The organism is Leucobacter sp. gxy201, from assembly GCF_051043335.1.
In the GTDB taxonomy this organism is placed as follows: Bacteria; Actinomycetota; Actinomycetes; order Actinomycetales; family Microbacteriaceae; genus Leucobacter.
The window spans coordinates 136,852-161,489 of the sequence record NZ_JAMXWS010000002.1; the positions used below are offsets into that span (position 1 = coordinate 136,852).

General features: G+C 65.1%; 19 protein-coding genes. 8 read left to right on the forward strand and 11 right to left on the reverse strand.

What is annotated here, in order from left to right; translation table 11 throughout:
* Positions 1-4 precede the first annotated feature (4 nt).
* Positions 5-670, reverse strand: a complete 666-nt coding sequence (locus tag NHL51_RS03525; protein WP_434141788.1) for an acetyltransferase — start codon at positions 668-670, stop codon at positions 5-7.
* Between the two features lie 90 nt (positions 671-760).
* On the opposite strand from NHL51_RS03525, the gene NHL51_RS03530 reads away from it, so the two are divergent.
* A complete protein-coding gene (locus tag NHL51_RS03530) occupies positions 761-1,879 on the forward strand; it encodes a DegT/DnrJ/EryC1/StrS family aminotransferase (RefSeq protein ID WP_434141789.1) in 1,119 nt (372 codons plus the stop codon).
* A gap of 41 nt (positions 1,880-1,920) precedes the next feature.
* Here the strand turns inward: NHL51_RS03530 and NHL51_RS03535 are convergent, their stop codons facing one another.
* Genes NHL51_RS03535 through rfbA form a run of 3 tightly spaced genes read right to left on the reverse strand, consistent with a single transcriptional unit; the run spans position 1,921 to position 4,994 of the window.
* On the reverse strand, positions 1,921-3,144 hold the full coding sequence (locus NHL51_RS03535) for an ABC transporter ATP-binding protein (protein WP_434141790.1): 1,224 nt from the start codon (positions 3,142-3,144) through the stop codon (positions 1,921-1,923).
* Between the two features lie 36 nt (positions 3,145-3,180).
* Positions 3,181-4,083 carry an ABC transporter permease gene (locus NHL51_RS03540; protein WP_434141791.1) on the reverse strand — a complete coding sequence of 301 codons (903 nt, stop codon included), beginning with the start codon at positions 4,081-4,083 and terminating at the stop codon, positions 3,181-3,183.
* A gap of 53 nt (positions 4,084-4,136) precedes the next feature.
* Positions 4,137-4,994 (reverse strand): glucose-1-phosphate thymidylyltransferase RfbA, encoded by an 858-nt coding sequence (gene rfbA, locus NHL51_RS03545; protein WP_434141792.1) that lies wholly within the window; start codon positions 4,992-4,994, stop codon positions 4,137-4,139.
* 126 nt (positions 4,995-5,120) lie between these two features.
* On the opposite strand from rfbA, the gene NHL51_RS03550 reads away from it, so the two are divergent.
* From NHL51_RS03550 to NHL51_RS03560, 3 genes are read left to right on the forward strand one after another with little or no spacing between them, the layout of a single operon-like run.
* Complete coding sequence (locus tag NHL51_RS03550) at positions 5,121-5,981, forward strand: glycosyltransferase (RefSeq protein ID WP_434141793.1); 861 nt, start codon at positions 5,121-5,123, stop codon at positions 5,979-5,981.
* Between the two features lie 52 nt (positions 5,982-6,033).
* Positions 6,034-7,086 carry a dTDP-glucose 4,6-dehydratase gene (rfbB, locus tag NHL51_RS03555; protein ID WP_434141794.1) on the forward strand — a complete coding sequence of 351 codons (1,053 nt, stop codon included), beginning with the start codon at positions 6,034-6,036 and terminating at the stop codon, positions 7,084-7,086.
* 2 nt (positions 7,087-7,088) lie between these two features.
* Positions 7,089-8,489, forward strand: coding sequence for a sugar nucleotide-binding protein (locus NHL51_RS03560; protein ID WP_434141795.1), 1,401 nt, complete (start codon positions 7,089-7,091; stop codon positions 8,487-8,489).
* 34 nt (positions 8,490-8,523) lie between these two features.
* Here the strand turns inward: NHL51_RS03560 and NHL51_RS03565 are convergent, their stop codons facing one another.
* The 5 genes from NHL51_RS03565 to NHL51_RS03585 all read right to left on the reverse strand — a co-directional run bounded on the left by NHL51_RS03565 (position 8,524) and on the right by NHL51_RS03585 (position 17,038).
* Positions 8,524-10,620, reverse strand: coding sequence for an acyltransferase family protein (locus NHL51_RS03565; protein ID WP_434141796.1), 2,097 nt, complete (start codon positions 10,618-10,620; stop codon positions 8,524-8,526).
* 123 nt (positions 10,621-10,743) lie between these two features.
* The gene (locus tag NHL51_RS03570; protein ID WP_434141797.1) at positions 10,744-12,288 is read right to left on the reverse strand and encodes a sulfatase-like hydrolase/transferase; all 1,545 of its coding nucleotides are present in this window, start codon (positions 12,286-12,288) and stop codon (positions 10,744-10,746) included.
* A gap of 190 nt (positions 12,289-12,478) precedes the next feature.
* The gene (locus tag NHL51_RS03575) at positions 12,479-14,104 is read right to left on the reverse strand and encodes a sulfatase-like hydrolase/transferase (protein ID WP_434141798.1); all 1,626 of its coding nucleotides are present in this window, start codon (positions 14,102-14,104) and stop codon (positions 12,479-12,481) included.
* A 143-nt stretch (positions 14,105-14,247) separates the two neighbouring features.
* Positions 14,248-15,669, reverse strand: a complete 1,422-nt coding sequence (locus NHL51_RS03580) for an LCP family protein (RefSeq protein WP_434141799.1) — start codon at positions 15,667-15,669, stop codon at positions 14,248-14,250.
* A gap of 28 nt (positions 15,670-15,697) precedes the next feature.
* Entirely contained in the window at positions 15,698-17,038 is a 1,341-nt protein-coding gene (locus tag NHL51_RS03585; protein ID WP_434141800.1) for an LCP family protein, read from the reverse strand.
* 283 nt (positions 17,039-17,321) lie between these two features.
* Here NHL51_RS03585 and NHL51_RS03590 point away from each other — a divergent pair, with 283 nt between their 5' ends.
* A complete protein-coding gene (locus tag NHL51_RS03590) occupies positions 17,322-18,464 on the forward strand; it encodes a glycosyltransferase (protein ID WP_434141801.1) in 1,143 nt (380 codons plus the stop codon).
* Positions 18,465-18,520: 56 nt separating this feature from the next.
* Here the strand turns inward: NHL51_RS03590 and purE are convergent, their stop codons facing one another.
* The gene (gene purE / locus NHL51_RS03595) at positions 18,521-19,051 is read right to left on the reverse strand and encodes a 5-(carboxyamino)imidazole ribonucleotide mutase (RefSeq protein WP_434141802.1); all 531 of its coding nucleotides are present in this window, start codon (positions 19,049-19,051) and stop codon (positions 18,521-18,523) included.
* Positions 19,052-19,113: 62 nt separating this feature from the next.
* Between purE and NHL51_RS03600 the strand changes: the two genes are divergently transcribed.
* The 3 genes from NHL51_RS03600 to NHL51_RS03610 all read left to right on the forward strand — a co-directional run bounded on the left by NHL51_RS03600 (position 19,114) and on the right by NHL51_RS03610 (position 23,181).
* A complete protein-coding gene (locus NHL51_RS03600) occupies positions 19,114-19,506 on the forward strand; it encodes a hypothetical protein (protein ID WP_434141803.1) in 393 nt (130 codons plus the stop codon).
* The gene (locus tag NHL51_RS03605) at positions 19,424-20,851 is read left to right on the forward strand and encodes a DUF222 domain-containing protein (protein WP_434141804.1); all 1,428 of its coding nucleotides are present in this window, start codon (positions 19,424-19,426) and stop codon (positions 20,849-20,851) included. Before NHL51_RS03600 ends, NHL51_RS03605 begins: the two co-directional genes overlap by 83 nt.
* 1,844 nt (positions 20,852-22,695) lie before the next feature.
* On the forward strand, positions 22,696-23,181 hold the full coding sequence (locus NHL51_RS03610) for an FHA domain-containing protein (RefSeq protein ID WP_434141805.1): 486 nt from the start codon (positions 22,696-22,698) through the stop codon (positions 23,179-23,181).
* 261 nt (positions 23,182-23,442) lie between these two features.
* Here NHL51_RS03610 and NHL51_RS03615 read toward each other — a convergent pair whose 3' ends face one another.
* Positions 23,443-24,594: a 5-(carboxyamino)imidazole ribonucleotide synthase gene (locus NHL51_RS03615; protein ID WP_434141806.1), complete on the reverse strand. Its 1,152-nt coding sequence runs from the start codon at positions 24,592-24,594 to the stop codon at positions 23,443-23,445.
* Positions 24,595-24,638: the final 44 nt, after the last annotated feature.

Consider the following 24,638-nt stretch of genomic DNA (forward strand, 5'->3'; position numbering starts at 1 on the left):
TCAGTCACAGTGCGGTGAGCCAGTCATCCAGCTTTCGCAGCTCCCGCGAGGGACTGCCAACGACCACTGTTCCCGGCGCCACGTCATCGATCACAACCGCACCTGCACCGATCACCGCGCCTTCACCGATTCGCACTCCATCGCGAAGGGTTGCGCCAATTCCCACGAAGACGCCCTGTTCGAGGATGCAGCGGCCGCCCAGTGCTGCACCCGGAGATACGGTGGCGTAATTGCCGACCACGCATTCGTGACTGATGATTGCCCCGGTGTTCACCAGCACGTGATCGCCCAGCACGACTCTCGCCATGACTTTGGCGCCTGGGGCGATCACTACGCCTGCGCCTATCCTGGCACTTGCAGCGATCGTCGCGTCTGCCGCAATGACCCTCCCGTAATGCACACCCGCCCATCGGTCCAGAAGCATGCGTTTGAGGCCAGGCGCCCCGATCGCCGCAATCACCGGAGACTGCGCAAACGCTTCTCCAGGCTCTGCGATATCTACAGTTCTCGGGACGTGTTCTTCGGATTGAAGAAACTGTCGCTCGACTGCGAAGAACTGGACCTCATCCTGACAGTAGTCCAGCATCTCAATGGCTTGTCCGCCTGCCCCAAGGAAACCTACTTTGCGGCTGCTGCCTCGCAAATCGTTCAATCTCTGCGCCTCGCTCACGAACCTCATGGGTAGTTATTGGAACCAGCGTAACCGCCTCAGCTAAGCTGACTGAGGTTTCACCCCTCAACGAGAGGCATCCATACCTGCATGTCTGCACTTATCCCATTCATTCGCCCGGCTCTTCCCACTGCGCAGGTGCTCTCGCACGATCTCGAACGAATCTCCGAAGCCAATTGGTTCTCGAACTTCGGGCCGATCGAGCAGGCATTCCGCACCGAGATCGCCGACTTCATCGGCGATGACGAGCTCGCTGTCGTCACGATGAATAATGCGACAACAGGCCTGATGGCGGCACTCGCCGGGCTACTTCCACGCGGCGATAACACTGAATCGATCGCGGTAGCCACGTTCACTTTCGCGGCCGGAGCGCAGGCAGTCATCTGGCACGGCTATCGACCTGCATGGTTCGATATCGACCCGGTGACGCTTCAGCCAGACTTGGATTCGTTCAATGCTCTGCACGAGAAGAATCCGCGGATTCGAGCGATCCTCCTGACTCAGACCTTCGGAGTCGGGGCTGCCGATATCGACGCTTGGGAGGAATTGGCGAGCTCACACGGGATCCCGCTCATCCTCGACTCCGCCGCAGGTTTCGGCTCCGAGTACCCAGACGGGGAGCGACTCGGTTCACGAGGCGACTGCGAGGTGTTCTCGTTCCATGCCACGAAGCCATTCGCGATCGGTGAAGGCGGAGCGGTCACCACGCGAGATCACACCCTTGCGGAGAACCTCCGAAGCTTCACGAACTTCGGATTCGCTGCCGGTGTCGGAGCTATTGCTGTCGGTCTGAACGGAAAGCTGCAAGAGCTCAACGCGGCAATCGGTCGCCATCAGCTCACCGACTTCGAGGATACGTTGACGAAGCGGAAGGCCGTCCTCCGTCAATACTCCGATGAGTTCGCAACACTACCGGTTTCGTTCCCCACGAACATCGAACGCTCCTCGATCTGTTTCGCTTCGATGATCGTCGATCACCAGGCTTCCGCACCTCGCGTGTTCGCTTCTTTGCAAAACGCTTCGGTGGAGGCCCGTGCGTACTACGCACCCCTCCTGCACCGGCAGCCGTGGCTCGAGCAGTTCCCGCAAATGGTGAGTCTGGAGCACAGCGAATCGATCGCGGATAGGATCGTTTCCCTGCCCGTGCTCACGGACATGCAGCCGGACGAGATCCGCAGAGTCACAGCTGCCGTGCGCGATTCGTTCTGAGCGAGCACCGCGTGACCGGCGACCGCGACGAGTAGGTCTTTTCAGCCTTCGAGGTCGACCCGACCATGGTCGAGCAGTCGCGGCTTGCCGTAGATCACACCGCTGTACAGCGGATCCGGTTCGACGGTGATAGTCGCTGCATCCGGGAACGTGTGGATCTCCACTCCGTCGGCATCCCGAAGCGCGAGCTGGATCGAGTAGGTCCCCGGCCCGGCATGCATGTCATCGAGCACGAAGGAGAGCCGCCGAAGCCCTTCAACCGGAACGGCAGAGGGCTGAAGACGTGCAGTGCTCGTCTCGAACACCTCCGTGCCTCCCCCGACCGGGGCGACGCTGATCACGAGATCCCAGTCTTCCAATGGCTCCTCTGACCGAAGGTCAACGGTCAATTCGAGGCTATCCCCGGGAACGAATTGCTGACCGACTTTGCCGTGTAGAGGCTTCGCCATGGCCCCGACCACTCGGCCGGTTCTCTTCGTTGCTTCTGACCGCCCCGCGACATGCAGGCGATGCTCCTCGAGGATCCTCCGGAACTCGTTCACGGCGACTGCCGGTGATCCGGAGTAGAAGACCCGTCCGTGATCGAGAAGCACGGCCTGGTCGCACATTTCTTCTACGGTCGAGAGGGTGTGGGTGACCAGGATGATCGTACGACCTTCCTGCTGGAACTGACGGATACGGTCCAAGCACTTCTTCTGAAACGCTTCGTCGCCGACAGCAAGCACCTCATCGACAAGAAGCACGTCCGGGTCGGTGTGCACGGCGACGGCGAAAGCGAGCCGAACGTACATTCCAGACGAATAGAACTTTACCTGAGTGTCGATGAACTGGCCGATCTCGGAGAACTCAACGATGTCATCGAAACGGGAAGCGATCTGCTCTTCGGTAAGCCCGAGCATCGACGCATTCAAGTAGACGTTCTCCCGGCCGGTGAGGTCGGGGTGGAAACCGGCGCCGAGCTCGAGCAGCGCAGCCATCTGGCCCCTCGTCGATACGGTCCCACTGGTCGGGCTCAAGATCCCGCCGATCATCTTGAGCAGAGTGCTCTTGCCCGATCCGTTATGCCCGATCAGGCCGACCGTGTGCCCGGCTTCGATCTGAATGCTCACATCGTTGAGCGCCCAGAACTCCTCACGGTGCTCCCTGCCACGCCTACCGAAGGTGACCACCCGTTCCTTGAAGGAATTGTCCTGGCGGATCTTGAATTCCTTCGAGACCCCTTCGACCGAAACCACAATCGGCCGGGCAGTTTCAGAGCTGCTCATTTCACTTCCATATCTCGCGGTAGACGTCGCGGAAAATCAGAGGGCCTGGGCGAAGTTGCCCTGCATGCGACGGAACAGCATGTACGCCCCGCAGAGAAGGATCGCAGCGAAGCCGCACTCCACCCAGAGCATGGACCAGAGGCCATCCGGGAAGAACCCTGGGTCGTTCCCGGCCCCCCAGAGCGCGCGCTGGAACCCCAGGACCGAGACGGTAAGAGGGTTCGCCGTATACAGGGACAGCAGGATCCCTTCCCCGAGAATGCCCTTCACCATCGACCAGCTGTACACGATCGGAGAAGCCCACATCAGCACCATGGTTCCGACCTCGACGAGATATTGAACGTCCCGCAAGTAGACGTTCATCGCGGCGAGGACCAATGTCATCGACGTCGCAAGCATGAGGGCGAGAAGAAATGCCGGTACGAGGTATCCGAGCTTGTCCCAAGTGGGGGAGCTCCGGAGCACCAGCATCGCGATCAGAAGAATCGTGAGCTGAATAGCAAAGTTGACGAGAGCCGAGCCGACTGATGAGAGCGGGAGGATCTCGCGCGGGAAATACACCTTCTTCACCAGGCCACTATTGTCTACGACCGCGGAGGAGCCCGACATCAGGATCTCGGCGAAGAGACCGTAGACCGCGAGTCCGGTGAAGATGTAAATAGCGAAGTCCGGGATTCCCCGTTCCGCACCGAGGAACTTGCCGAGAACCAGGTAGTAGATCAGCAACTGTGTGAGAGGGCGAGCGAGCGACCAGAACACGCCCAGGACGCTGTCCTTGTAACGCGCCTTCAGATCTCGACGAATCAGGTGCCCCAGCAATGCCCGGTTCATCCAGAGGTCGCGCAACGAGCTCGCAAGCCGCAAGCCCTTGCTCGTCGACCCGACAATGCGCATCGGCTCCTGCGCCAGGCGAGCGTACCGCTCAGGGGCAGAATTCATGCTTTGCCTTTCCAGATATTACGCAGTACGACGTGCGCCGCAAGAGATAAACCTTACCGTAGCGTGGTGAGATACTTCCCGTATCCGCTCTTCAGCAGCGGCCGTGCAAGCTCCGCGAGCTGCGCATCGTCGATCCAGCCGTTGCGCCATGCGATCTCTTCGATGCATCCGACTTTGAATCCCTGACGGTCTTCGATGACACGAACGTATTCCGATGCCTGCATCATCGATTCGAAGGTGCCGGTATCGAGCCACGCGGTGCCACGGTCGAGCGTCTGCACGTTCAAGCGGCCGGCGTTGAGATATTCCTCGTTCACACTCGAGATCTCGAGCTCCCCACGAGCGCTCGGCGTGATCGTCTTCGCGATGCGCACGACGTCGTTGTCGTAGAAGTACAGCCCCGGTACCGCGTAGTTGCTCTTCGGAACGGTCGGCTTCTCTTCGATAGAGATCGCCTTCATGTTGTCATCGAACTCGACGACGCCGTATGCCTCCGGGCTGGAAACGTGATACGCGAAAACAACCGCCCCTTCGATCTCAGTGTGCTTCCGCAGGTTGGTACCGAGCCCCACGCCATGGAAAATATTGTCGCCGAGCACCAAGGCGACGCTATCGTCGCCGATGAACTCCTCGCCGATGATGAAGGCCTGTGCGAGTCCGTCGGGCGACGGCTGCACTGCGTACTCGATCTGCATTCCGAGGTGCGACCCGTCGCCGAAGAGTGCCTGGAACTGCTCGTTGTACTCCGGAGTCGTGATGATGAGGACTTCGCGAACCCCTGCCATCATGAGGGTCGAAAGGGGGTAATAGACCATCGGCTTGTCATAGATCGGCATGAGCTGCTTCGAGATGCCTTTAGTAATAGGCCACAAGCGCGTACCGGAACCACCGGCAAGAATAATGCCCTTCATAGGGGTCACTTCCTTTCAAGAACTGCAGTCAATCCTACGAGGTCACTGCTCCGCATCGCCTCAGCACTGCCGCGAATGGCATTCCGCACAAGTTCGAGAGATTCGCTGCGATCTAGAATGAAGGCCATGGCGAACCCCAGAGTTGCTTTCATCACCGTGAGCTACGGGTCGGGCGAAGCCCTGACCGAGTTTCTCGAATCGCTTCGCGAATTCCACTCGGCGCACCATCCGGTCGTCGTCGTCGACAACAAGCCGGATCATGAGAACGTCGCCGAGATCGCCCGAACGTTCGGTGCTGCGTACGTTCCACTTCCGACTAACCCGGGCTATGGCGCGGGCATGAATGCCGGGGCGCAGGCCGTTGGCGGCGACGTCGATGCTTATTTCTATTGCAACCCGGATGTCGTGTTCCTCGAAGAAACCGCAGAGTCTCTCGCTGCCGTTCTGACTGCCGACAAGCGGCTCGGCTCCATCGGCCCGAAGATTCTGAATGAAGACGGAACGGTCTATCCCTCGGCACGCAACATTCCGTCTGTCTCGACAGGCATCGGGCATGCACTCTTCAGCAAGGTCTGGAAAGGCAACCCCTGGAGTCGCGCGTACCAGAACGCCACGGAGTACGACTCGCCGCGGCCGAGCGGCTGGCTCTCCGGCGCCGCAGTCATGGTCCGTGCAGACGTGAACCGCGAACTCGACGGTTGGGACGAGGGCTACGTGATGCATTTCGAGGACATCGACCTCGGGTACCGCATCGGCCGCGCTGGGTACGAGAACCGCTTCGAACCGTCAGTGGCCATCGTGCACAGCGGCGCCCATTCGACGAAGAAGCATGCCGTCGCGGTTGAGCGCAAGATGACCAACAGTGCGATCAGGTTCATGTCGAAGCGCTATGCGGGAGCGCTCAATGCTCCGCTCCGCTGGGTGATTACAGCAGGTCTGCGAGTGCGAGGCACGCTCAAAGTACGCGCCGCCCAGCGCTCGAATTAGGGCACTGGCACGAGTCCACAGGCATCGCGCTCGCCGACGAAGTTAGGATGGGATGCGTGCGCCCACCCCGGCGCTGTTCTGTCTCATTGTCTGGAGGACCGCCGTGGCCCGCAAGATTCTCGTGACCGGTGCAGCCGGCTTCATCGGATCGAACTTCGTTCACTACCTCGTCGCGAACACCGACGATGTTGTGACTGTACTCGACAAGTTCACCTATGCAGGGAACGAAGCCTCGCTCGCAGGCCTGCCCGACAGCCGGGTCTCAGTCGTGCACGGTGACATCTGCGATGCTGAACTCGTCGACGGGCTCGTCGCCGCGAGCGACATTGTCGTCCACTACGCCGCCGAGTCCCACAACGACAACTCGCTGCACGACCCGCGTCCGTTCCTCGACACCAACATCATCGGTACCTACACGCTGCTCGAGGCGGTGCGTCGTCACGAGAAGCGCTACCACCACATCTCGACCGATGAAGTCTACGGCGACCTCGAACTCGATGACCCGAACCGTTTCACCGAATCGACGCCGTACAACCCGTCGAGCCCTTACAGCAGCACCAAGGCCGGCAGCGACATGCTCGTGCGCGCCTGGGTGCGCTCGTTCGGCGTGCAGGCCACGCTCTCGAACTGCTCGAACAACTACGGCCCGCGTCAGCACGTCGAGAAGTTCATCCCCCGCCAGATCACGAACATCCTCGTGGGCGAACGCCCGAAGCTTTACGGCGAAGGCCTCAACGTACGCGACTGGATTCACGCAGACGACCATTCCTCCGCAGTGCTCCGCATCGTCGAAGCCGGCCGCATCGGCGAGACCTACCTCATCGGCGCGGATGGCGAGAAGAACAACAAGGATGTGCTCGAGCTCATCCTCACCGGCATGGGCCAGCCCGCCGACGCCTACGATCACGTCATCGACCGCCCGGGCCACGACCTGCGCTACGCGATCGATTCGACCAAGCTCCGCACTGAGCTCGGCTGGATGCCTTCGTTCCCCGACTTCGAGAAGGGGCTCGCAGCCACCATCGAGTGGTACCGCGACAACGAGGCCTGGTGGCAGCCGCAGAAGGCCGCTACCGAGGCAAAGTACAAGGAGCAGGGTCAGTAACAATGGCGGCGAAGCAGCTCTCGATCCGCGAGACCACGATTCCGGGGCTCGTGCTCCTCGATCTCCCCGTGCACGGCGACAATCGCGGGTGGTTCAAGGAGAACTGGCAACGCGAGAAGATGGTCGCACTGGGCCTGCCCGATTTCGGCCCGGTGCAGAACAACATCTCGTTCAATGACAAGACGGGCGCCACTCGCGGCATCCACGCCGAGCCCTGGGACAAGTTCGTCTCGGTCGCCACCGGCAAGATCTTCGGGGCCTGGGTCGATCTGCGCGAGGGGCCGAGCTTCGGCAATGTGTTCACCGCCGAGCTCGACCCGTCGACGGCCATCTTCGTTCCCCGCGGCGTCGGCAACTCCTATCAGACGCTCGAGGACAACACGGCGTACGTATACCTCGTCAACGATCACTGGAGCGCCGAGGCCCAAGGCGAGTACACCTTCCTGAACCTCGAGGATGAGACCGCTGCCATCGAATGGCCGATCCCGCTCGCAGAAGCTGAGCGTTCGGAGAAGGACCTCGCGCATCCTCGACTTGCCGACGTCGTCCCGATGAAGCCGAAGCGCACGCTCGTGCTCGGCGCGAACGGACAGCTCGGAAAGGCCCTGCAGCAAGCTCTGCCGGCCGCGGACTTCGCTGCTCGGGACCGTATCGACCTCGCATCGGCGGACCCGTTCGCCGGCGTGCGGTGGGCCGATTACGACACGGTCATCAATGCCGCCGCCTACACGAAGGTCGATGAGGCCGAGACCGATACCGGCCGCATCGATGCATGGGCTGCGAACGTCACCGGCGTCGCTGCGCTTGCCCGCGCTGCGACCGAGCACGGTCTCACCGTCGTGCACGTCTCGAGCGACTACGTCTTCGATGGCACGAAGCGCCTGTACACCGAGGCCGACGTGTTCGCACCGCTCGGCGTATACGGTCAGACGAAGGCGGCTGGCGATGCCATCATCGCGACGGTTCCGCGGCACTACATCGTTCGCACCAGCTGGGTCATCGGCGACGGGAACAACTTCGTGCGCACTATGGCGTCTCTCGCCGAGCGCGGCATCGATCCGTCGGTGGTCAACGACCAGCTCGGACGCCTCAGCTTCACTGAGGACATCGCCGCCGGCATCGCGCATCTTCTGGGCGTCAAGGCGGATTACGGCGTCTACAACCTCAGCAACGAAGGCCCCGTGATGTCCTGGGCAGAGATCGCAAAGCAGGTCTACGCCGCCACCGGGCACGATGCAGAGCGCGTCAGCGGCATCAGCACTGCCGAGTACTTCGCGGGCAAGTCCGTCGCTCCGCGGCCGCTGAACAGCGCGCTCGCGCTCGACAAGATCGAAGCGACCGGGTTCACCCCGCGCACGGCTCAGGCTGCTCTGGAAGCCTACGTGCGAAGCGCCGTTCTCTGAGCCGCTTGAGGCCCGACTCGTATCCGGGCCGGGCCTAAAGCGGCCACCAGAACGGCTTCGTATTGACTGCACGTTGTGCACGGTCCACTGGCGTACCTTCGGCGTACACGTTCTGCGGCCACCATTCGACCTGATCGGTGATCGCGTCAGTAAATTTCTGCGCGAGCGTTCGCATGTACGTTCCTGTCAGGTGGCTTTCGTCGAAGTAGGTCACCACGCCCCCTTCAACTGGCCTGCAGATGTTGTCCGGGCAGATGTAGTCGTTGATGTCCACCCAAATCGCCCCTATTGATTCGATCTCTCCGATGTAGTCGGGGTCCGGACTCGTGCTGTACCAGTAGACGCATTCGTCGCTCTCGAACCCGTTCTGCACCGCGCATTCGAACAGCGAGCTCGGGTTACGCGGAGTATCCCGCATTGCGACGAACTGCGTGCTGGGTGAGGCCGCGGAGAGGGCCTTCATCCATTCCACGAGTTCGGGCTCAGCAGGCTCGGAATCGAAATCGGTCCGCGTCGCCGGCAGCACGACGAGGTCCGGCTGCTCGTCAACGATGTATGCGGCCACCTGGTCCCACATCACAACGCATTCCTCACCGATGTCGACCCGGTTTGAAAAGTAGCAGAAGGGCGTGAACTGCGTTCGAAATTCCCAACCAGGATTTCGGTTCACCGCCTCCAGAAGCGCACCGTTCAGCTGCGCCGTGTGGGAGCTGCCGACGGTGAGAACGGTCTTCTCGGGTTGCTTCGTCTCAGCGGGAATCTCATAGCATCGAGCGCTGATGTACGGGTCGTCCTGCGCGCATTCGGCGCCGGCGAACACCCAGTCGTTCGATGCCACTGTCTCGGCCGGCACCGGTGCGGGTGTCGCATCGGGATTCCCGATGGCGTTGGCTCCCACGTCGGCGATAACCGTGCCTTCGACGAAGTCGAGGTCGGCCGAGCGCTGCTGCTCGACTGCGTGCGCACCGGCTCCGGCTCCGACGAGTACCAGCGCCGCACTGAGCGCGATAGTGATCGGGCTCCTCCACCCGAACCGCGGCATCCAGAGCTTCTTCGGAGGCAATTCGGCCTTGGTCCACCGCGCGATCGGTTGTTCGACGAGACGCGCGATCACGAAGCTGAGCACAAACGATATGCCCAGCACGACAGCCCCCTGCCACCAGTTCAATCGCTCGAGATCCATGGCGAAGAGGAAGAGGATGAGCACAGGCCAGTGGGTGAGATACAGCGCATAGGTGTACGAACCGAGCGAGTTCAGCACGCCGGTCGCAAGGATTCGATCGGCACCGTACTTGGTGGGCGGCCCGGTCGAGATGATGACGAGCGCTGCAGCGCCCACGGGCCAGAGCGCCGCCCAACCGGGGAAGCTCGACTCGACGGGGAGCACGAAACCGCAGGCGAGCATTGCGCAGATACCCGCCCACGAGGCGACGACACGGAACCAAGTCGCCGCGCGAATCCAGGGATGAACGAGCGCGAGTATAGAACCGACTGCGAACTCCCAAGCGCGTGCTCCGGTATCGAAGTATGCGAACGCCTGGTCTTGGCTCGTCAACCAGACCGAGTAGGCGAACGAAGACGAAGCGGCCACGATGAAAAGCACCAGGAGCACCTTCCGCGGAGACAGCTTCAACGCTCGGGCGACGAGATCCCCGAAAAGGTGGATGAGAACGAATGCGATGAAGATCTGCCCTTGCACGGACAACGACCAGAAGTGCTGGAACGGGCTGGCGTCGATCTGATTGGTATTGAAATAGTCGACCAGTGCATTCTGGAGACGAATGTTCTCAACGTAGAAGAGCGAAGCGACCGACTCCCCGACCGATTCGTTCCACCTGCTCGGCGGCAGGACCAAGAACACACCCGCCAAGATGAGCAGTAGCGCCGATACCGCAGCCGGAAGCAGTCGCGAGAACTTGTGCACGAGGAACGAGAACGGTCGCGTGATCGAACCGCGTTCACTCCGTGCGACCAGCGACCGCGTCATGAGATATGCGGACACCAGCAGGAATACATCCACGCCGCCGGAAACCTTGTCGAACCAGACGTGGAAGGTAGCAACCATCAGCAACGCGACGGTACGCAGGCCCTGAATCTCAGGGATGAACTCTAACTTCACTTCGCGCCGCATCCACCGTTCCCGGATATCAAGACTTGAGCCAAACCTTCAGCTTAGGGAACCAACACTGCATGAACCATCCACTCGAGGTGACGACTGCGTGAACAGGCTCTGAGGCAGAGAGCGTCCACTGCTTCAGCGGTCCGCCGCCTCCGACGTGTTCGCACCTGATTCGTCCCAGAGCTTCTCATACAGCCCCGGAGACCGGGAGGTGATCACCTCGCTGTACTCATCACGAGTGAGACTCGTGATCGCCGACTTATCGTCGTCGAAGCCATCCGGGCTGACGAGCGCCGATACGCCTACGCCGGCACGGTGATCACTGCGGCCGAGGCCCAGCACATCGAGCAACGTGGCGTAGACGGACAACTGGTCGATCGAGGTCCGCTCGATCTCGGTTGCGTCCGGATTCCACAGCCTGTTGAAGAGCGGCCGGTCTGTCAGGCCTCGCATCTCCTCGTAGAACGGTTCGCCCTCGCCCGTCATCTTCGGATGATCACCGGTGATGAATACGACGGTGTCTTCGAGATAGCCCATCTCCCGCATGTAGTCGACAAAGCCTGCCACCTGCTGCAGCGAGCACTCCGTGGCAGCTGCCATCTTCTCCGTCTCATCGTCTGAATCGGTCGGGCAGTACTCATGGATGAACGCCGGAGCATGCGGATCCACGGTAAGCGCTGTCAGGTTGAACGGTTCACCGCTGTCATGCAGGCGGGTAACCTCGGCTTTCGCCTGCTCCATCAAGCGCCCATCCGACAAGCCCCAAGGCGACATCTGGGTCTCGCCCATTTCATGCCAGTCGTTGTAGTCGAGAACTTCGTCATAGCCGTGCGTCTTGAGGAAATCCTTCTTCGAGGCGAAGCTGGCATCCGCGCCACCGAGAAACACACTTCGGTAGCCGGCATCGTCCAGAACGTCACCGATGCAGACGGCGCCGGGCATATATCCATCGCTGTCCGTGCCGATATCATTCGGGCTGCCCGCCGTCGCAAAGATCCCCGCACCGCGGAGGGGAACACCGCATTCGGTGCCGACGACGCCAGCCATCGTCCATCCGCCGCCTTCGTAGGTCTCCAAGCGGTCGAACTTCTGCCAGTCTGCAGTGGCTTCCTCGAGTGACTCGTTCAAGTTCCGACCGAACAGCGACGGGTCGCTGAAACTTTCTTCTCCTGACTCGAGGAAGATCATCACCAAGTTCTTCGGTTTGTCCTCCCGTTGAACAGCGTTCCGATAGGTCTGTTCGGCGTCGGGCACCACGTAGTACTTCTCCATGGTGACGGAGGTGACGATCGATCGGATGAACGTGTCCAGACCGACCACTTGCACGAACACCGCCAAACCAGTCGAGAATGCCACGATCGCAACGAGCGGCTTGACCGCTCCCCTCCATCGAGAAACCCCTCGAGCACTCGGCAGCTCGGGATGAGTGTGCGCAGCACGAGGCCCGGTAATCCTCCGCGTCACGAACCGTACGAGCAGTGCTGCAACGACCAGAAGTGCGATCGGGATGACGATTGCCTGCCAGATGAACGTTTCGATGTAACCGGACGGGACGCCTTCGCCGCCGCCGACCAAGTTCATGATCATCTGGTCGACCGTGATCGGTCCGAAAGTACGCCGGATCCAAATCGCTGCGCCGACAAAGACGGCGCCGAGCACGAGAAGCAGCCAAAAGACCACTCTGCCGCCTACTCGAAAAAAGCCCCGCCAGAACCGTCGTTCAGAGCTAACCGACTCAGCTTCTCCCGCTTCGTGCTCCGACACTTCCTGCAACCGCCACTCCTAGCATCCCCATCGCAGCAGTACACGCCGCATAAGTGCTTTAGCTTACGTGGCAGCACTGAACGTTTCCTTGAACGCCAGATGCCGTTCACTCTTCGGAGGCGCGATCCGGGTTATTGGGGTCGAAGTAGTCGGCATCGACGGTCTGCCCGTCGGGAAGGCCCCACAGCTTCGCGTAGAGATCGCCCGACCGCGACTCCACCGCTTCGCGGTAGTAGGCGGGTCGCAGCGCGAGCATGCCCGTCTTCGCGCTCGCCGGCACCGTCGCCGAAACGCCGACGCCGGCGCGATGATCTGCGACGTCGAAGCCGAGCAGGTCGAGCATCGTCGCGTACATGCTCAGCTGGTCGACGTCGTCGCGCGCGATCTCCGCCCCATCGGGCGCCCAGATGCGGTTGAAAATCGTGCGGTTCTCGATCGTTGCGAAGTCGCGGTACTCCGACTGGGCGACGACGAACTTCTCGTGGTCACCCATCAGCACGACCACGGTGTCATCGAGATACCCTTGCTCCTCGATGTGCTCGACGAACCCGGCGACCTGCTCCATCGAGCAGCGCAGCGCCGAGGTCAGCGCGATCTCGGTGTCGGCATCGCAGTAGTCGAAGAGGTACACCGGCTCATGCGAGTCGAGGGTCAGCATCGTCAGGTTGAAGGGCCGGCCGGTCTCGTGCAGGCGGTCGATCTCGTCTTTCGCCTGCTCCATCAGCGAGCGGTCCGATGCGCCCCACTCCGACTCCTCGGCAACGCCCTCTTCGCGCCAGTACTCGAGGTCGTGCACCTCGTCGAAGCCGTGCGTGCGCAGAAAGTTGCCCTTCGACGCGAACGACGCATCCGCGCCGCCGAGAAAGACGTTCTCGTATCCCGCCTGCCGCAGCACATCGCCGAGGCAGGTCGCGCCGGCCATGAACTCGCTCGAGTGCGCGCCGATCTCGTCGAGACGACCGGCCTGCGCCGTCTGCGTGCCGCGCAATGGCACCCCGCACTGCGTACCGACGATGCCGGCCATCGTCCACCCGCCGCCATCGAACTGTTTGAGGTTCTCGATGCTCTGCCAGCCCTGCGTGACGCCCTCGAGCGGCGCGAACGCGTTCTCTTCGACGTACCGTTCGTCGCCGAACGCGTTCTCGGCCGACTCGAGGTAGATCACGACGAGGTTCTTCGGGTCGGGGTTCTCGGCGACGGTCGGCACGACGTAGTAGTCGGCGAGCGAGAAGTCGGTCGTGAGCGAGCGCACGTACCCGGCGAGGTCGATGGTCTGCGCGAAGAGGCCGGCACCTGCGCACAGCACGCTCACGGCAGCGAGACCGGGCAGCCACTTCGATGTCGCATCTGCCCCGCGGCGCACCATGCCGGGCCCGAGATCCCTGCTGCGCGCATTGCGCCGCACGCGCCAGCGCATCACCCGCGCCACCGCGTACGCCGCCAAGATGGCCACGGCCGGCAGCACGAGCACCTGCCACACGAAGCTCGACAGGTACCCCTCGGGCACGCCCTCGCCGCCGCCCGAGAGATTCGCGAGCATCTGGTCGACGGTGATGAGCCCGAAGGTCGTACGAATCCAGATCGCGGCCCCGATGAGGGCACCGCCGAGCAGCGCCCCGAGCCAGCCCGAGATGCGGCGGAGGGCACGCCAGAAGCGGTGCTCGGTGCGCGCGGGGGCGGGCGACGTCGGGTCGCTCTCGCTCCCCTGCGAGCGCAGCCTCCGCAGCCTCATCAGCGCACCCATCCCTGCCGTCGATCAAGCGAATACGACCCACTGGCGCACATACGCCAAACATCCGATTGTAGGTGCGTGAACTGAGGATAGACGGAACGGGACCCGGCGCGGAAATCGCCGCGGTCGCGGGTGCGCCTCCCCTACTCCTTCGGGGCCGGGGAGGCGGCTGCGACACCGTCTGCGACGAGCTGCTGAATCACCTCGTAGATGGGCAGCTCGGGGTCGACCGCGGGCGGCGCGAGTTCGACGGCGACCGGTTCGTACTCCTTCGCCTTCGTCGCGAGCGTCGCGAAGCGGCCGAGCATCGATTCGGGAATGTCGGTGCTCACGACCTCCGTGCCGCTCTTCGCGATCTCCTGGAACCGCAGCAGCACGTTCGCGGGCTTCATCTGCGCGAGAATGGCGCGCTGCAGCTCGCGCTGATGCAGCATGCGGTCGTAGTCGCCGTTCTCGAGGCCGTGTCGAACGCGAGCGAAGGTCAGCGCCAACTCGCCGTTCATGTGCTGCACGCCGGGCTCGATGTACGAGTCACCATCGACCCACTCGCCCGTGTACTCGTCTTCATAGCCGCCGAGCGGAATCGGCTGCTCCACGTTCACGGTGACGCCGCCGAGCGCGTCGATGAGCGACGAGAAGCCGTCCATCTCGATCATGACGTAGAACTGCACGGTCAGACCGGTCGCGCCCGAGACCGCATCCTTCATCGCCTCGAGGCCGGGGCTCGACCCCTTCGACACGGCGTCCGCGTACATGCCCTCGTACGACGGCGAGCCCGACTGGTCGAGCTCGGTCAGCATCGAATTGAGGTAGCCGGTGCCGTAGCAGTAGTAGCCGCCGCCCTCGACGATCTCGTAGTTGTTGACCTCGTCGCAGAACCCCTCGGGGTAGACCGGCGCCATCGGCGACGTCTCGGGGAAGGGCATGTCGGTGAGCTCGCGCGGCAGGCCGACGATCACCGACTGCCCGGTCTTCGCGTCGACGCTCACGAGCGAGATGCTGTCGGGGCGGGTGCCCTCGCGGTCGGCGCCCGGGTCGACGCCGAGCAGCAGGATGTTGTAGCGGCCGTCGACCGGCTCGACCGACGGGGCACCCGCGAAGATGTCGAGCACGCCGCGGCTCGCCGACACCACCGAAGACGCCCACACGGCCCCGCTGCTCGCGACGAGCGTCAGCACGACCGCCACGGCGGCGACCGGGGCGCGCCAGCCCGGCGACATCTTCACGATACGGGTGAGGCGCAGCGTATCGAAGCCGAGCACGAGCCAGAGCACCGCGTAGGCGACGAGCAGCCACTGCACGACGAGCAGCACCCAGGCGTTTGTGACGACCGTCAGCGTCGCGGTCGGCGCGACGAGCATGCCGACGCCGGTGAGAACGAGCAGCAGCAGCGCGGTCCCGGTCGCCGCGAGGCCGAAGCGCCCGAGCCGCCGGTTGCCGGCGAGCACCTGTGCGCTGCCGGGCAGCACGAACCCGAGAAGCACCAGCCACCGCGCCCGCTTGTTCATGAGCGGGGCGGATTCGGCGTCGGGATAGCGGATCGGCCGCTCGAGGTCCTGGCTCACGCGCGTTACTTTATCTCAGCTCGCCGCCTTAGAAGACGGTACGCCCCGAGGTGCACGTTTCTTCTGCCGCGGGCTGGCCCGTGATCGTCGACGGCAGCTGCACCGGCGCATTCGGGTCGGCGCTCGGCGTGTCGGTCGCCGGCGGCGCGATCGTCGCGGGGTCGGTCGGCACGCCCGTAGCCGGGTCGATCGGCCAGCCCGTAGCCGGGTCGACCGGCCATCCGGTCACCGGGTCGATGGGGTAGCCCGTCGCCGGGTCGATCGCGGGGGCGGTGCCCTCGGCGCCCGCGTCGGTGACGCCCTCGCCGACGGCGGTCACCTGGATCGCCTGGCCCGCCTTCACAGCATCCATGAGGATCGCGGCCGACGCAGAGTCGGGGGTGAGGCGCCCCTCCTCGTACGGGTGGGTGAAGGTCGGGTACTGCACGAAGTTGATGCGGTTCAGGTCGATGTCCTTCACCGTGCTCGCGGCCGACTGCATGAAGGGCACGCTCGCCATGTTGTCCGAGAGCGTCATGTTCTCGACCGCAGCCTTCGCGAGGCCGAACACCTTCAGCGGGTCGCCGAGCGTGTCGGCGCTCTTGAGCTGGCGCACCATCGCCGACATGAAGACCTGCTGGTTGCTGATGCGGCTCGTGTCGCCGCCGTCGCCGACGCCATGACGGGTGCGCAAGAACTGCAGCGCATCGAGGCCCTGCAGCCAGTTCTCACCGGCCGGCAGGTCGAGGCCGGTATAGGGATCGCTGATCGGTTCGGCCAGGCACACGCCGACGCCGCCGATCGCGCTCGTCATATCGATGACGCCGTCGAAAGTGATGAGGCCGGCATAGGGCACGTCCATTCCGGTGAGCGACGAGATCGTCTCGGCGACGCAGGGCAGGCCGCCGACGCTGAGAGCGCTGTTGATCTGCTGCTCGCTCATCGCGGGCGTGTATTCGGGCTCGCCGTTCGGCCCCGGGCAGCTCGGAATGGGCACCATCAGGTCGCGGGGGAAGCTGATGACGGTCGCGTTCTGGTGGTCGGCCGAGACGTGCAGCAGCAGGTTGACGTCGTTGAGCTCGCCCTCCTCGCCGTCGTCGAGCACCGAGCCGGCACGGCTGTCGGAGCCGACGAGCAGCACCGTGAACTCGCCCTCGAGCGCCTTGCCGTTCAGGTCGACCGTGTCGACGCCCGGCTCCTTCGCCAGCGTGACGGTGTTCAGGTCTTGCGTCAGCCCCCACACGGCGTAGGCGACGGTCGCGACCCCGCTGAGCCCGAACGCGATCACGCCGGTGAGCAGCAGCTTGAGGCCGTTCGTCCAGGCGTTCGACCGGCGCAGCTGTCCGTGCCTGACGCGGCCGAACTGCTCACCTTCGCGGCTTCTGCTCATCTGTCTATATGGTCCCATCGTGGCACGGGCGCGGGCCCGTTCGATTCTGCTGCTGGCGACCGGGGTGCCGGCCTGCGCCGCTCCCGGCGCGAAAGTACGTGAAGAATCTACCCGACCTTCTTTGGGGAATACCGAGAAGAGCACGGGGAGGTCACAATTCGACGTTCTCGGCGAAGCACGCGATATTCCCAGCCGCGCACTCCATAGAATGAATCATGGATCAGGTGTCACAATCGATGCACTCCGATTCACATGTACAGGCGCAGTTAGAGGCGGGAGACCAGTGACAGCACTCACGCTCATCGCCGAGCCCTTCCCCGACTGGGAGGCGCCGCAGCATCTCGCAGCGGCCCGCGACCTCACCATCGGGGTCGCCGCCACCGCGCCGCGCGCCTGCAGCGCCCGCTACCTCGCGTCACGTGGAGCGCACATCCCCGAGTTCTCCTCTCCGCGCATCCGCGCCGAGCACCTGCCGGTGCCCGCGAAGTCGCTGCCGCTGATCTGGCGGTCGGGGTCGGCCGCGCGCCCGCTCGATGGCGAGTTCGTGCACGCCGTGACGCCGTTCGTGCCGCTGCGCCAGCGCGATGACGACGACGGCTCCCAGAACACCGTCACCATCACCCATGGTCTCGCATGGGAGGCGCCCGAGCTGCTCGGCGCCTCACAGGCCCGCCTCTACCGCAGTTTCGTGCGCCGTGCCGCGAAGTACGCCGATGCGATCCTCGCGACCTCGCACTCCGTCGCCAACCTGCTGCAGCAGCACTACGGCGAGGACCTGCCCGTGCAGGTGCTGCAGCTCGCGACCCCGCAAGAGTTTCTCGAGCCGGTCGACCGCGCCGAGCGCGCGGCGGCCCTCGGCCTGCCCGAGCAGTACGCCGTCACCACCGCGACTCGCGGCGACCACGGCCGCCTCGAATGGATCTTCGACGCGCTGCGCGCCAACGGATCGCTGCCGCCCGTCGTCGTGCTCGAAGGGCTCGACCCGACGGCGCCGGTGAAGCCCGGGCCGAAGCCCGCCGCGAATGCCGCCCCCGGCGAGCAGGTCGAAGAACCGGCGATCCCTGTCGACCTCGCCGGCCGCGTGCTCATGGTCACCCCACGCGACCTCAGCGACGTCGGCGCCGCCCTCGCGGGCGCCTCGCTGCTGCTGCAGCCGCAGAGCTACGCCACGACCGGATACACCGTGCTCGGCGCGCTCACCGCGAGCGTGCCCGTGCTGCACGCAGGCCACCCCGCCACGACCGAGCTCGTGATCGACGCCGGCATCATCGCGGAGACCTCCGGCGACTTCGGCGCCGAGTTCACCCGCCTCATGGGCGATGCCGAAGAGCACGCCCGTTACACGGTGCTCGCGCTCGACCGCAGCCGCGCCTTCAGCTGGCACAACACCGCCTGGCAGCTCTGGGAGACCCACGCGAACCTGTAGCTCGCGCCGGGCCCGGCCCGAGCTACGAGTTCTCCCGTAAGCCTTTCCCCCGGAAGCTATTCGGCTGCGATGCGCGCCTGCAGCGCAGCGTTCTTCTCCGCGACCATGTCGCTGAGACCGCGCGCGTAGTCGTCGAGCTGCGTCGCGAGCTGCGTGTCGGTCGCGCCCAGAATACGGACGGCGAGCAGACCCGCATTCTTCGCGCCGCCGATGCTCACGGTCGCGACGGGGATGCCGCCGGGCATCTGCACGATCGACAGCAGCGAGTCGAGGCCGTCGAGCTTCGCGAGCGGCACCGGCACACCGATGACCGGCAGCGTCGTCATCGACGCGACCATGCCGGGCAGGTGCGCCGCGCCGCCCGCGCCGGCGATGATCACCTTGAGCCCGCGGCCCGCTGCGTCGTGCGCGTACGACACCATCTTCTCGGGGGTGCGGTGCGCGCTGACGACCTCGACCTCATGCGCGATGCCGAAATCGCGCAGCACCTGCACGGCGTCGCTCATCACGTTGAAGTCGCTGTCGGAGCCCATGATCACCCCGACGAGCGGAGTCGTGCCGGCGGTGGTCGATGCGGGTTCAGTCATGGGAATATCGTAGCCGTCCGCTGCCGAAACCGAATGTCGGTGGCATGGTTCATCATCGAAGCATGGACATCTTCACCGACCTCACGACCCGGGTCGTCGCCCTGCGCGACCGGCTCGGCGAGGTCGCGCGCACCGAAGATCTCCCGGCCGCCGTCGCCGCGCTCGACGACGCGGCGATCGTCGAAATCATCACCGCCGTGTCGGGCCTCACCCGCACCATCGAGCAGATCGGGCTCGCAGCCACCGGCGTCGCGAGCGCACGGTCGACGCGCGCGGCCGGGCACTCAGGGCTCGCGCAATCGCTCGGGCACCGGTCGCCGGTCGCGCTGATTCAGCACGCGACCGGCGACCCGCGGCGAAGCCCTGCACCAGGTGCGCGTCGGCGAGTCGCTGCTCGAGGCGTTCGACCCCGGCGCCGGGCCCGTCTCGGCTGCCGGGGCCGGGGCTTCCGGTGAGGTTGACCGGTCGGTACTGCCGGGCGAAACCGCCGCCCCGCGCCCCGAGCCCTGGCACGCCCCGCTGCGCCGCGCACTCACGGCCGGCGAGATCTCTTCCGCCCAGTTCGATGCGATCAAGAAGGGGCTCGGCGAGCCGCCGCTGCCCGCCGACGCTCAGCCGGATGCGCTCCCTGCTGCGCTGACTGCTGCGCAATCTGGCGATGCACAATCTGGCGATGCATCGGAGGCGTCTGCCGCGCACACGGCCGCCGTGCGCGAGGCCTGGTCGCAGGCGGCAACGGCGCTGCTCGAAGAGGCCGAGCACAGCACCACCGAAGAGCTCGCCAAGTCCGCGCGCAGCCTGCGCGATCTGCTCGACCCCGATGGGGCGAACGCGCGCTTCATGCAGCGCTACGAGGCCCGCTCGTTCCGTATGTGGATCGATGCGGAGGGGCAGCACCGCGGCAGCTTCGTCTTCGATGACGAGTCGGCGGCGATGCTGCAGTCGGTCATCGATGCCGCGCTGCGCCCGCGCCGCGGCGGGCCCCGCTTCGTCGACCCGAATGAACGGGCGCGCGCCGACGCGCTCATCGCCGACCCGCGCACCAACGATCAGCTGAGCTTCGACCTCATGATCGATCTGTTCAAGGCCGGCGCCCTCGCCGATGCGAAGACCGTGCTCGGCGCGAAGCAGGCCGGTGTGCGCATCGTGCGCGTCGTCCCGCCCGCCGTCGATGACGCGACCGGCGCGGCTTTCGGTGCCGGTACTGATTTCGGCGCAGCTGCTGGCAATGCAACCGGCGGAGCTTCGCGGGGCAGCGCGCACTGCGAAGACGGGCTCGCGACGATCCCGACCGCCATCGCCGACCAGCGCATCTGCGACTCGGGCACCGTCACCGTCGACGTCGCCCCGAACGGCGACCCGCTCAACCTCGGCCGCGAACAGCGCCTCTACTCGTCGCGGCAGCGCATCGCCCTTTCCGTGCGCGACGGCGGGTGCCGCTGGAACGACTGCGACCGCCCCGCCTCGTACTGCGAATCGCACCACATCGACCACTGGGTCGCCGACGGGGGTCGCACCGATATCGACCGCGGGCTGCTGTTCTGCAGATTCCATCACCTCCAACTGCACAACCGCGGGTGGAAGGTGACGCGGCACGGGCTCGGCCCGTTCATGCTGCATCCGCCCGATGGCGGCGACCCGATTCCGCTCGAACGACGTGCGACGCTCGACTACGCCCTCGCCTTCGCAGATGCGTTCGCAGATGCGTTCGCCAACGCACTGTCACCGCCCGGCACGGGGCACGGAACCGGCATCAGCACCGGTCTCAGCACGAGCATCGACAAACGAAGGGCTGCGTGAGGAATCGGGGCTGTCTTTCTGAGGACGCCCACGAAGCTGCGGGCGAAACTCTCGGGTGCGCGAGGCGCTGTCTCAGCACATCGGCGACAGTGCATGTCTCGTGCTCCCATGCCTCCGCTTTCATGCCTCAGTTCTCATGTCACGGTTCTCATGTCACAGTTGCCTCTCCTCTGGCCGCATGATGTGCGGGCTGCGCTTCTCCCCCGTAGACTTTCGCCATAGGGCGCGCACAGAGATCGACGTGCAACCCCTGAAGCGAAGTCAGATCACAGCAGATCGCGCGCACGGTTCGCCCGTGAGCGCCGGGAGATTCTCCGATGTCACAGCCGAACCCGCCGCACCCCCAGGCGTGGGAACACCCGGAGAACGCTGCTGCGAATGCCCGGTCTTCTCAAGACGCGCAGGAGCAACCGGAGCCCGCAACACCTCCGCCGCCGCAGTATCCGCATCCGCAGGCCCTGACGCCGCAGGCGATACCGCCCCAATCCATGCCACCTCAGGCCGGCCCACCGCATGCACCGCCTGCAGTGGTACTTCCTGCAGCAGCGCCGCCCGGGCCGCCGCAGGTTCAGCCTCAACAACCGCAGCCCCAAGAACCGCAATCGCCGCGATCGCATTGGCAGGGCCAGCAGCAATGGCAGCCGCAGCAGTCTGCACCCCTGCAACCGGCATCCCAACAACCGGCACCGCAGCAACCGGCACCGCAGGCTCCGCAGCTGGCGCAGTGGTCCCAGCAGGCTCGACCCCAGCAGGCACCGCAGCTTCAGCAGGCACCGCAGCCTCAGCAAGCACAGTGGCCCCAGCAAGCACAGTGGCCCCAGCAGGCACCGTCATTCCAGCAAGCGCAGAACCAACCGCAGCAGTACCTCCCGCCGGCCCCGCAGCCCCCGCACGACCAGCAGCGGTTCGCTCGCCCGGCCGAACAGCTGCCCCCGCAGTCACCGATGCAGCACCCCTCACCTGCACCCCCAGCGCCCCAGGCCCCCGACCCTCAGGGATTCGCACCTCAGGGATTCGCGCCTCAGCGATTTATGCCTCAGCAGCCTGCGCTTCAGCAGCCAGTGCCTCAGCCACCGGGCCAGACTCATGCCCACCCGCCACAGTTCGCACCGCCGCACTCAGCACCTCAACAGTTCGCGCCCCCGACGCACTATCCGCCGCAGTTCGGGCAGCCGCAGCAGGTTCCCATGGCGCCGATGCCGCCTTCGGTGTTCCCGGGAGACTCCGCCGCAGCCGAGCCGGCCCCCGGCAAGCCCCAGGAGCGCAAGCAGCGCAAGGCCCGACCGGCGCCCCCGCCCGCGCCGAGGCCCGCGCCGCGATCCCAGCGCGAGGTGAGCGATGTTCCCCTGGTGCTCCCAGGGCCTCCATTACTGACGACCCGCACTCCTGAGCCCGCCGTCTCCGAACTCGACCCCTCGATGCCGGTCCCGTCCGATCCCATCGAGGCCGAGCCAGCGGCTTCCGGGCCGACCCCGCCGGAACCCGCTCAGCCTGGCCTCGCAGAACCCGCCGCACCGGCATCGCAGCCACCGGCGCCTCGACCGCAGGAGCCTCAACCGCAAACGCCTCAGCCACCGGCGTTTCCAGCACCGGAACGGCCTCAGCAACCGATGTCAGCGTCTCCGGTGGCCTCGCCCACACCTGCATCTGCATCTGCACCTGCACCTGCACCTGCGGCACCTACGGCTCAGGCACCGGCTCCGGCTCCGGCTCCGGCTCCGGCTCAGTCACCAGCACCAGCATCGGCACCAGCACCGGTCGAGCAGGTGCGACCGCCCCAACCTCAATCGCAGCAGTCGGAGCCGAAGCAGTCGGAGCCGCAGCAATCAGAGCCGCAGCGCTCGATGTTCGCCGCCCCGGTCGCGCAGCAGCCCGCTCAGCCGAACGTGCAGCCGGAGCCCCGGCCCGAGCCGGCAGCCGCTCCCCCGGCAGTCGATTTCGACGACGAAGAGTTCGAGGCGACCATCGTCATCCCGCGCAGCAACACCGCGACGCGATGGAAGCTCATCGACCTCGACGGCACCGCGTACGCGCTGCACGTCTCGAACGTGTTCGGCCGCAACCCGTCGCCGAAGGATGCCCCCGAGAAGGCGCAGCTGGTGTCGCTCTCCGATGCGGAACGCGTGCTCTCGCGCACGCACGCCCTGCTCGAGGTCGACGGCGACACCCTCTACGTCACCGACCTCGATTCGACGAACGGCACCGACGTGATCGACGCCGACGGCGACCTGCTGCTCGAATGCGAACCCCGTGTACGGGTCGCAGTGCCGGCAGGGGGCAGCCTCAGCCTCGGCGGCCGCGACGTCACCTTCGAAGATCCCGACGCTTGACCGCGTCCGAATAGCAGTGTGCAGCCCCGCCGCTCACGCTCAGGCCGAGCGGTCGGACTTGCCTACCACCAGCGACGAAACTGACACGCCATTAGCGACCAAACTCACATCTGACCAGCGACCAAACTCACGCACGGCTGACCGAGATCCGCATGAGTACGCCGAGTATCGAGGACCTGGGCACCCGCCCTCGATGCACGTAGTGATGCGGTATTCGATCGGCTCGGTTCACACCGCCGGCGTCACGTATGGACCGGCCTATCAGTCGAACATGGCGGCGGCGGCGCGCGCCTCCGCGAGCACGGATTCAAGCTCGTCGCCCGTCACCGTCACGTGCCCGACCTTGCGGCCCGGCCGGGGCTGCTTGTCGTAGCTGTGCACCTTCGCGCCCGGGTGGGCGGCGAGCACCTGCGCGTAGCGCATCGGCATCGGCCCCTCGGCGGGGCCGCCGAGCACGTTCACCATGACGGCCGCCGGGGCGGTCATGGCGGTGTCGCCGAGCGGCAGATCTGCGACGGCGCGCAGGTGCTGCTCGAACTGGCTCGTCACCGACCCCTCGATCGAGAAGTGGCCCGAGTTGTGCGGGCGCATCGCGAGCTCGTTCACGAGCACACGGCCGTCGCGGGTCTCGAACATCTCCACCGCGAGCACGCCCGTGACCTGCACGCCCTCGGCGACGGTCACGCCGATGCCGGCGGCGACGTCGAGGTTCTCGGGGTTCTGCACGGGTGCCGGAGCGAGCACCTCGGCGCACACGCCGTCGGCCTGGATCGTCTCGACGACGGGCCAGGTGCGAATCTCGCCGCTCGGGCGCCGCGCGACCAGCTGCGAGAGTTCGCGCACGAAATCGACGAGCTCTTCGACGAGCAGGCGACCGCCTCGGCCGTCTTCGGCGAGAGTCGCGAACCAGTCGCGCACCTCGGCCGCGCTCGACACGACGCGCACGCCCTTGCCGTCGTAGCCGCCGCGCGCCGTCTTCACGACACCGCGGCCGCCGTGCGCATCGATGAAGGCCTGCAGCTCCGTCTCGTCCGAGACCGCGGCCCAGTCGGGCACGGGGACGCCGAGCTCGCCGAGCTTCTCGCGCATGAGGATCTTGTCCTGCGCGTACTGCAGCGCGTCGGGGCGCGGGTGCACGGCCTTGCCGCGGCGCTCGAGCTCGCGCAGAATCTCGCCGGGCACGTGCTCGTGGTCGAAGGTGACGACGTCGACGGTGTCGGCGAAGGCGTACACCGTCTCGGGGTCGCGGTAGTCGCCGACCATGTCGGCCGCGCGTGCGGCGCTCGATCCCTCTGCCTCTGCGAGCACGCTGATGCGCAGCCCGAGATGGATCGCCGGAGGCACCATCATGCGGGCGAGCTGCCCGCCCCCGATGACACCGATGTTGATGCTGCCGCTCTCGCCCAAAGCCATGCCCCCTATTCTGCCCTACCGACCTGGTTCCATTCTTCGATGCC

Excerpts from the sequence above, each read along its gene's own strand:
- NHL51_RS03600 (WP_434141803.1), top strand. The coding sequence starts at position 19,114 with ATGGACATCTTCACCGACCTCACGACCCGGGTCGTCGCCCTGCGCGAC.
- NHL51_RS03540 (WP_434141791.1), bottom strand. The coding sequence starts at position 4,083 with ATGAATTCTGCCCCTGAGCGGTACGCTCGCCTGGCGCAGGAGCCGATG.
- NHL51_RS03550 (WP_434141793.1), top strand. The coding sequence starts at position 5,121 with ATGGCGAACCCCAGAGTTGCTTTCATCACCGTGAGCTACGGGTCGGGC.
- NHL51_RS03560 (WP_434141795.1), top strand. The coding sequence starts at position 7,089 with ATGGCGGCGAAGCAGCTCTCGATCCGCGAGACCACGATTCCGGGGCTC.
- NHL51_RS03585 (WP_434141800.1), bottom strand. The coding sequence starts at position 17,038 with ATGAGCAGAAGCCGCGAAGGTGAGCAGTTCGGCCGCGTCAGGCACGGA.
- NHL51_RS03535 (WP_434141790.1), bottom strand. The coding sequence starts at position 3,144 with ATGAGCAGCTCTGAAACTGCCCGGCCGATTGTGGTTTCGGTCGAAGGG.
- NHL51_RS03565 (WP_434141796.1), bottom strand. The coding sequence starts at position 10,620 with ATGCGGCGCGAAGTGAAGTTAGAGTTCATCCCTGAGATTCAGGGCCTG.
- purE (WP_434141802.1), bottom strand. The coding sequence starts at position 19,051 with ATGACTGAACCCGCATCGACCACCGCCGGCACGACTCCGCTCGTCGGG.
- NHL51_RS03610 (WP_434141805.1), top strand. The coding sequence starts at position 22,696 with ATGTTCGCCGCCCCGGTCGCGCAGCAGCCCGCTCAGCCGAACGTGCAG.
- rfbA (WP_434141792.1), bottom strand. The coding sequence starts at position 4,994 with ATGAAGGGCATTATTCTTGCCGGTGGTTCCGGTACGCGCTTGTGGCCT.
- NHL51_RS03575 (WP_434141798.1), bottom strand. The coding sequence starts at position 14,104 with ATGAGGCTGCGGAGGCTGCGCTCGCAGGGGAGCGAGAGCGACCCGACG.
- rfbB (WP_434141794.1), top strand. The coding sequence starts at position 6,034 with ATGCGTGCGCCCACCCCGGCGCTGTTCTGTCTCATTGTCTGGAGGACC.
- NHL51_RS03615 (WP_434141806.1), bottom strand. The coding sequence starts at position 24,594 with ATGGCTTTGGGCGAGAGCGGCAGCATCAACATCGGTGTCATCGGGGGC.
- NHL51_RS03530 (WP_434141789.1), top strand. The coding sequence starts at position 761 with ATGTCTGCACTTATCCCATTCATTCGCCCGGCTCTTCCCACTGCGCAG.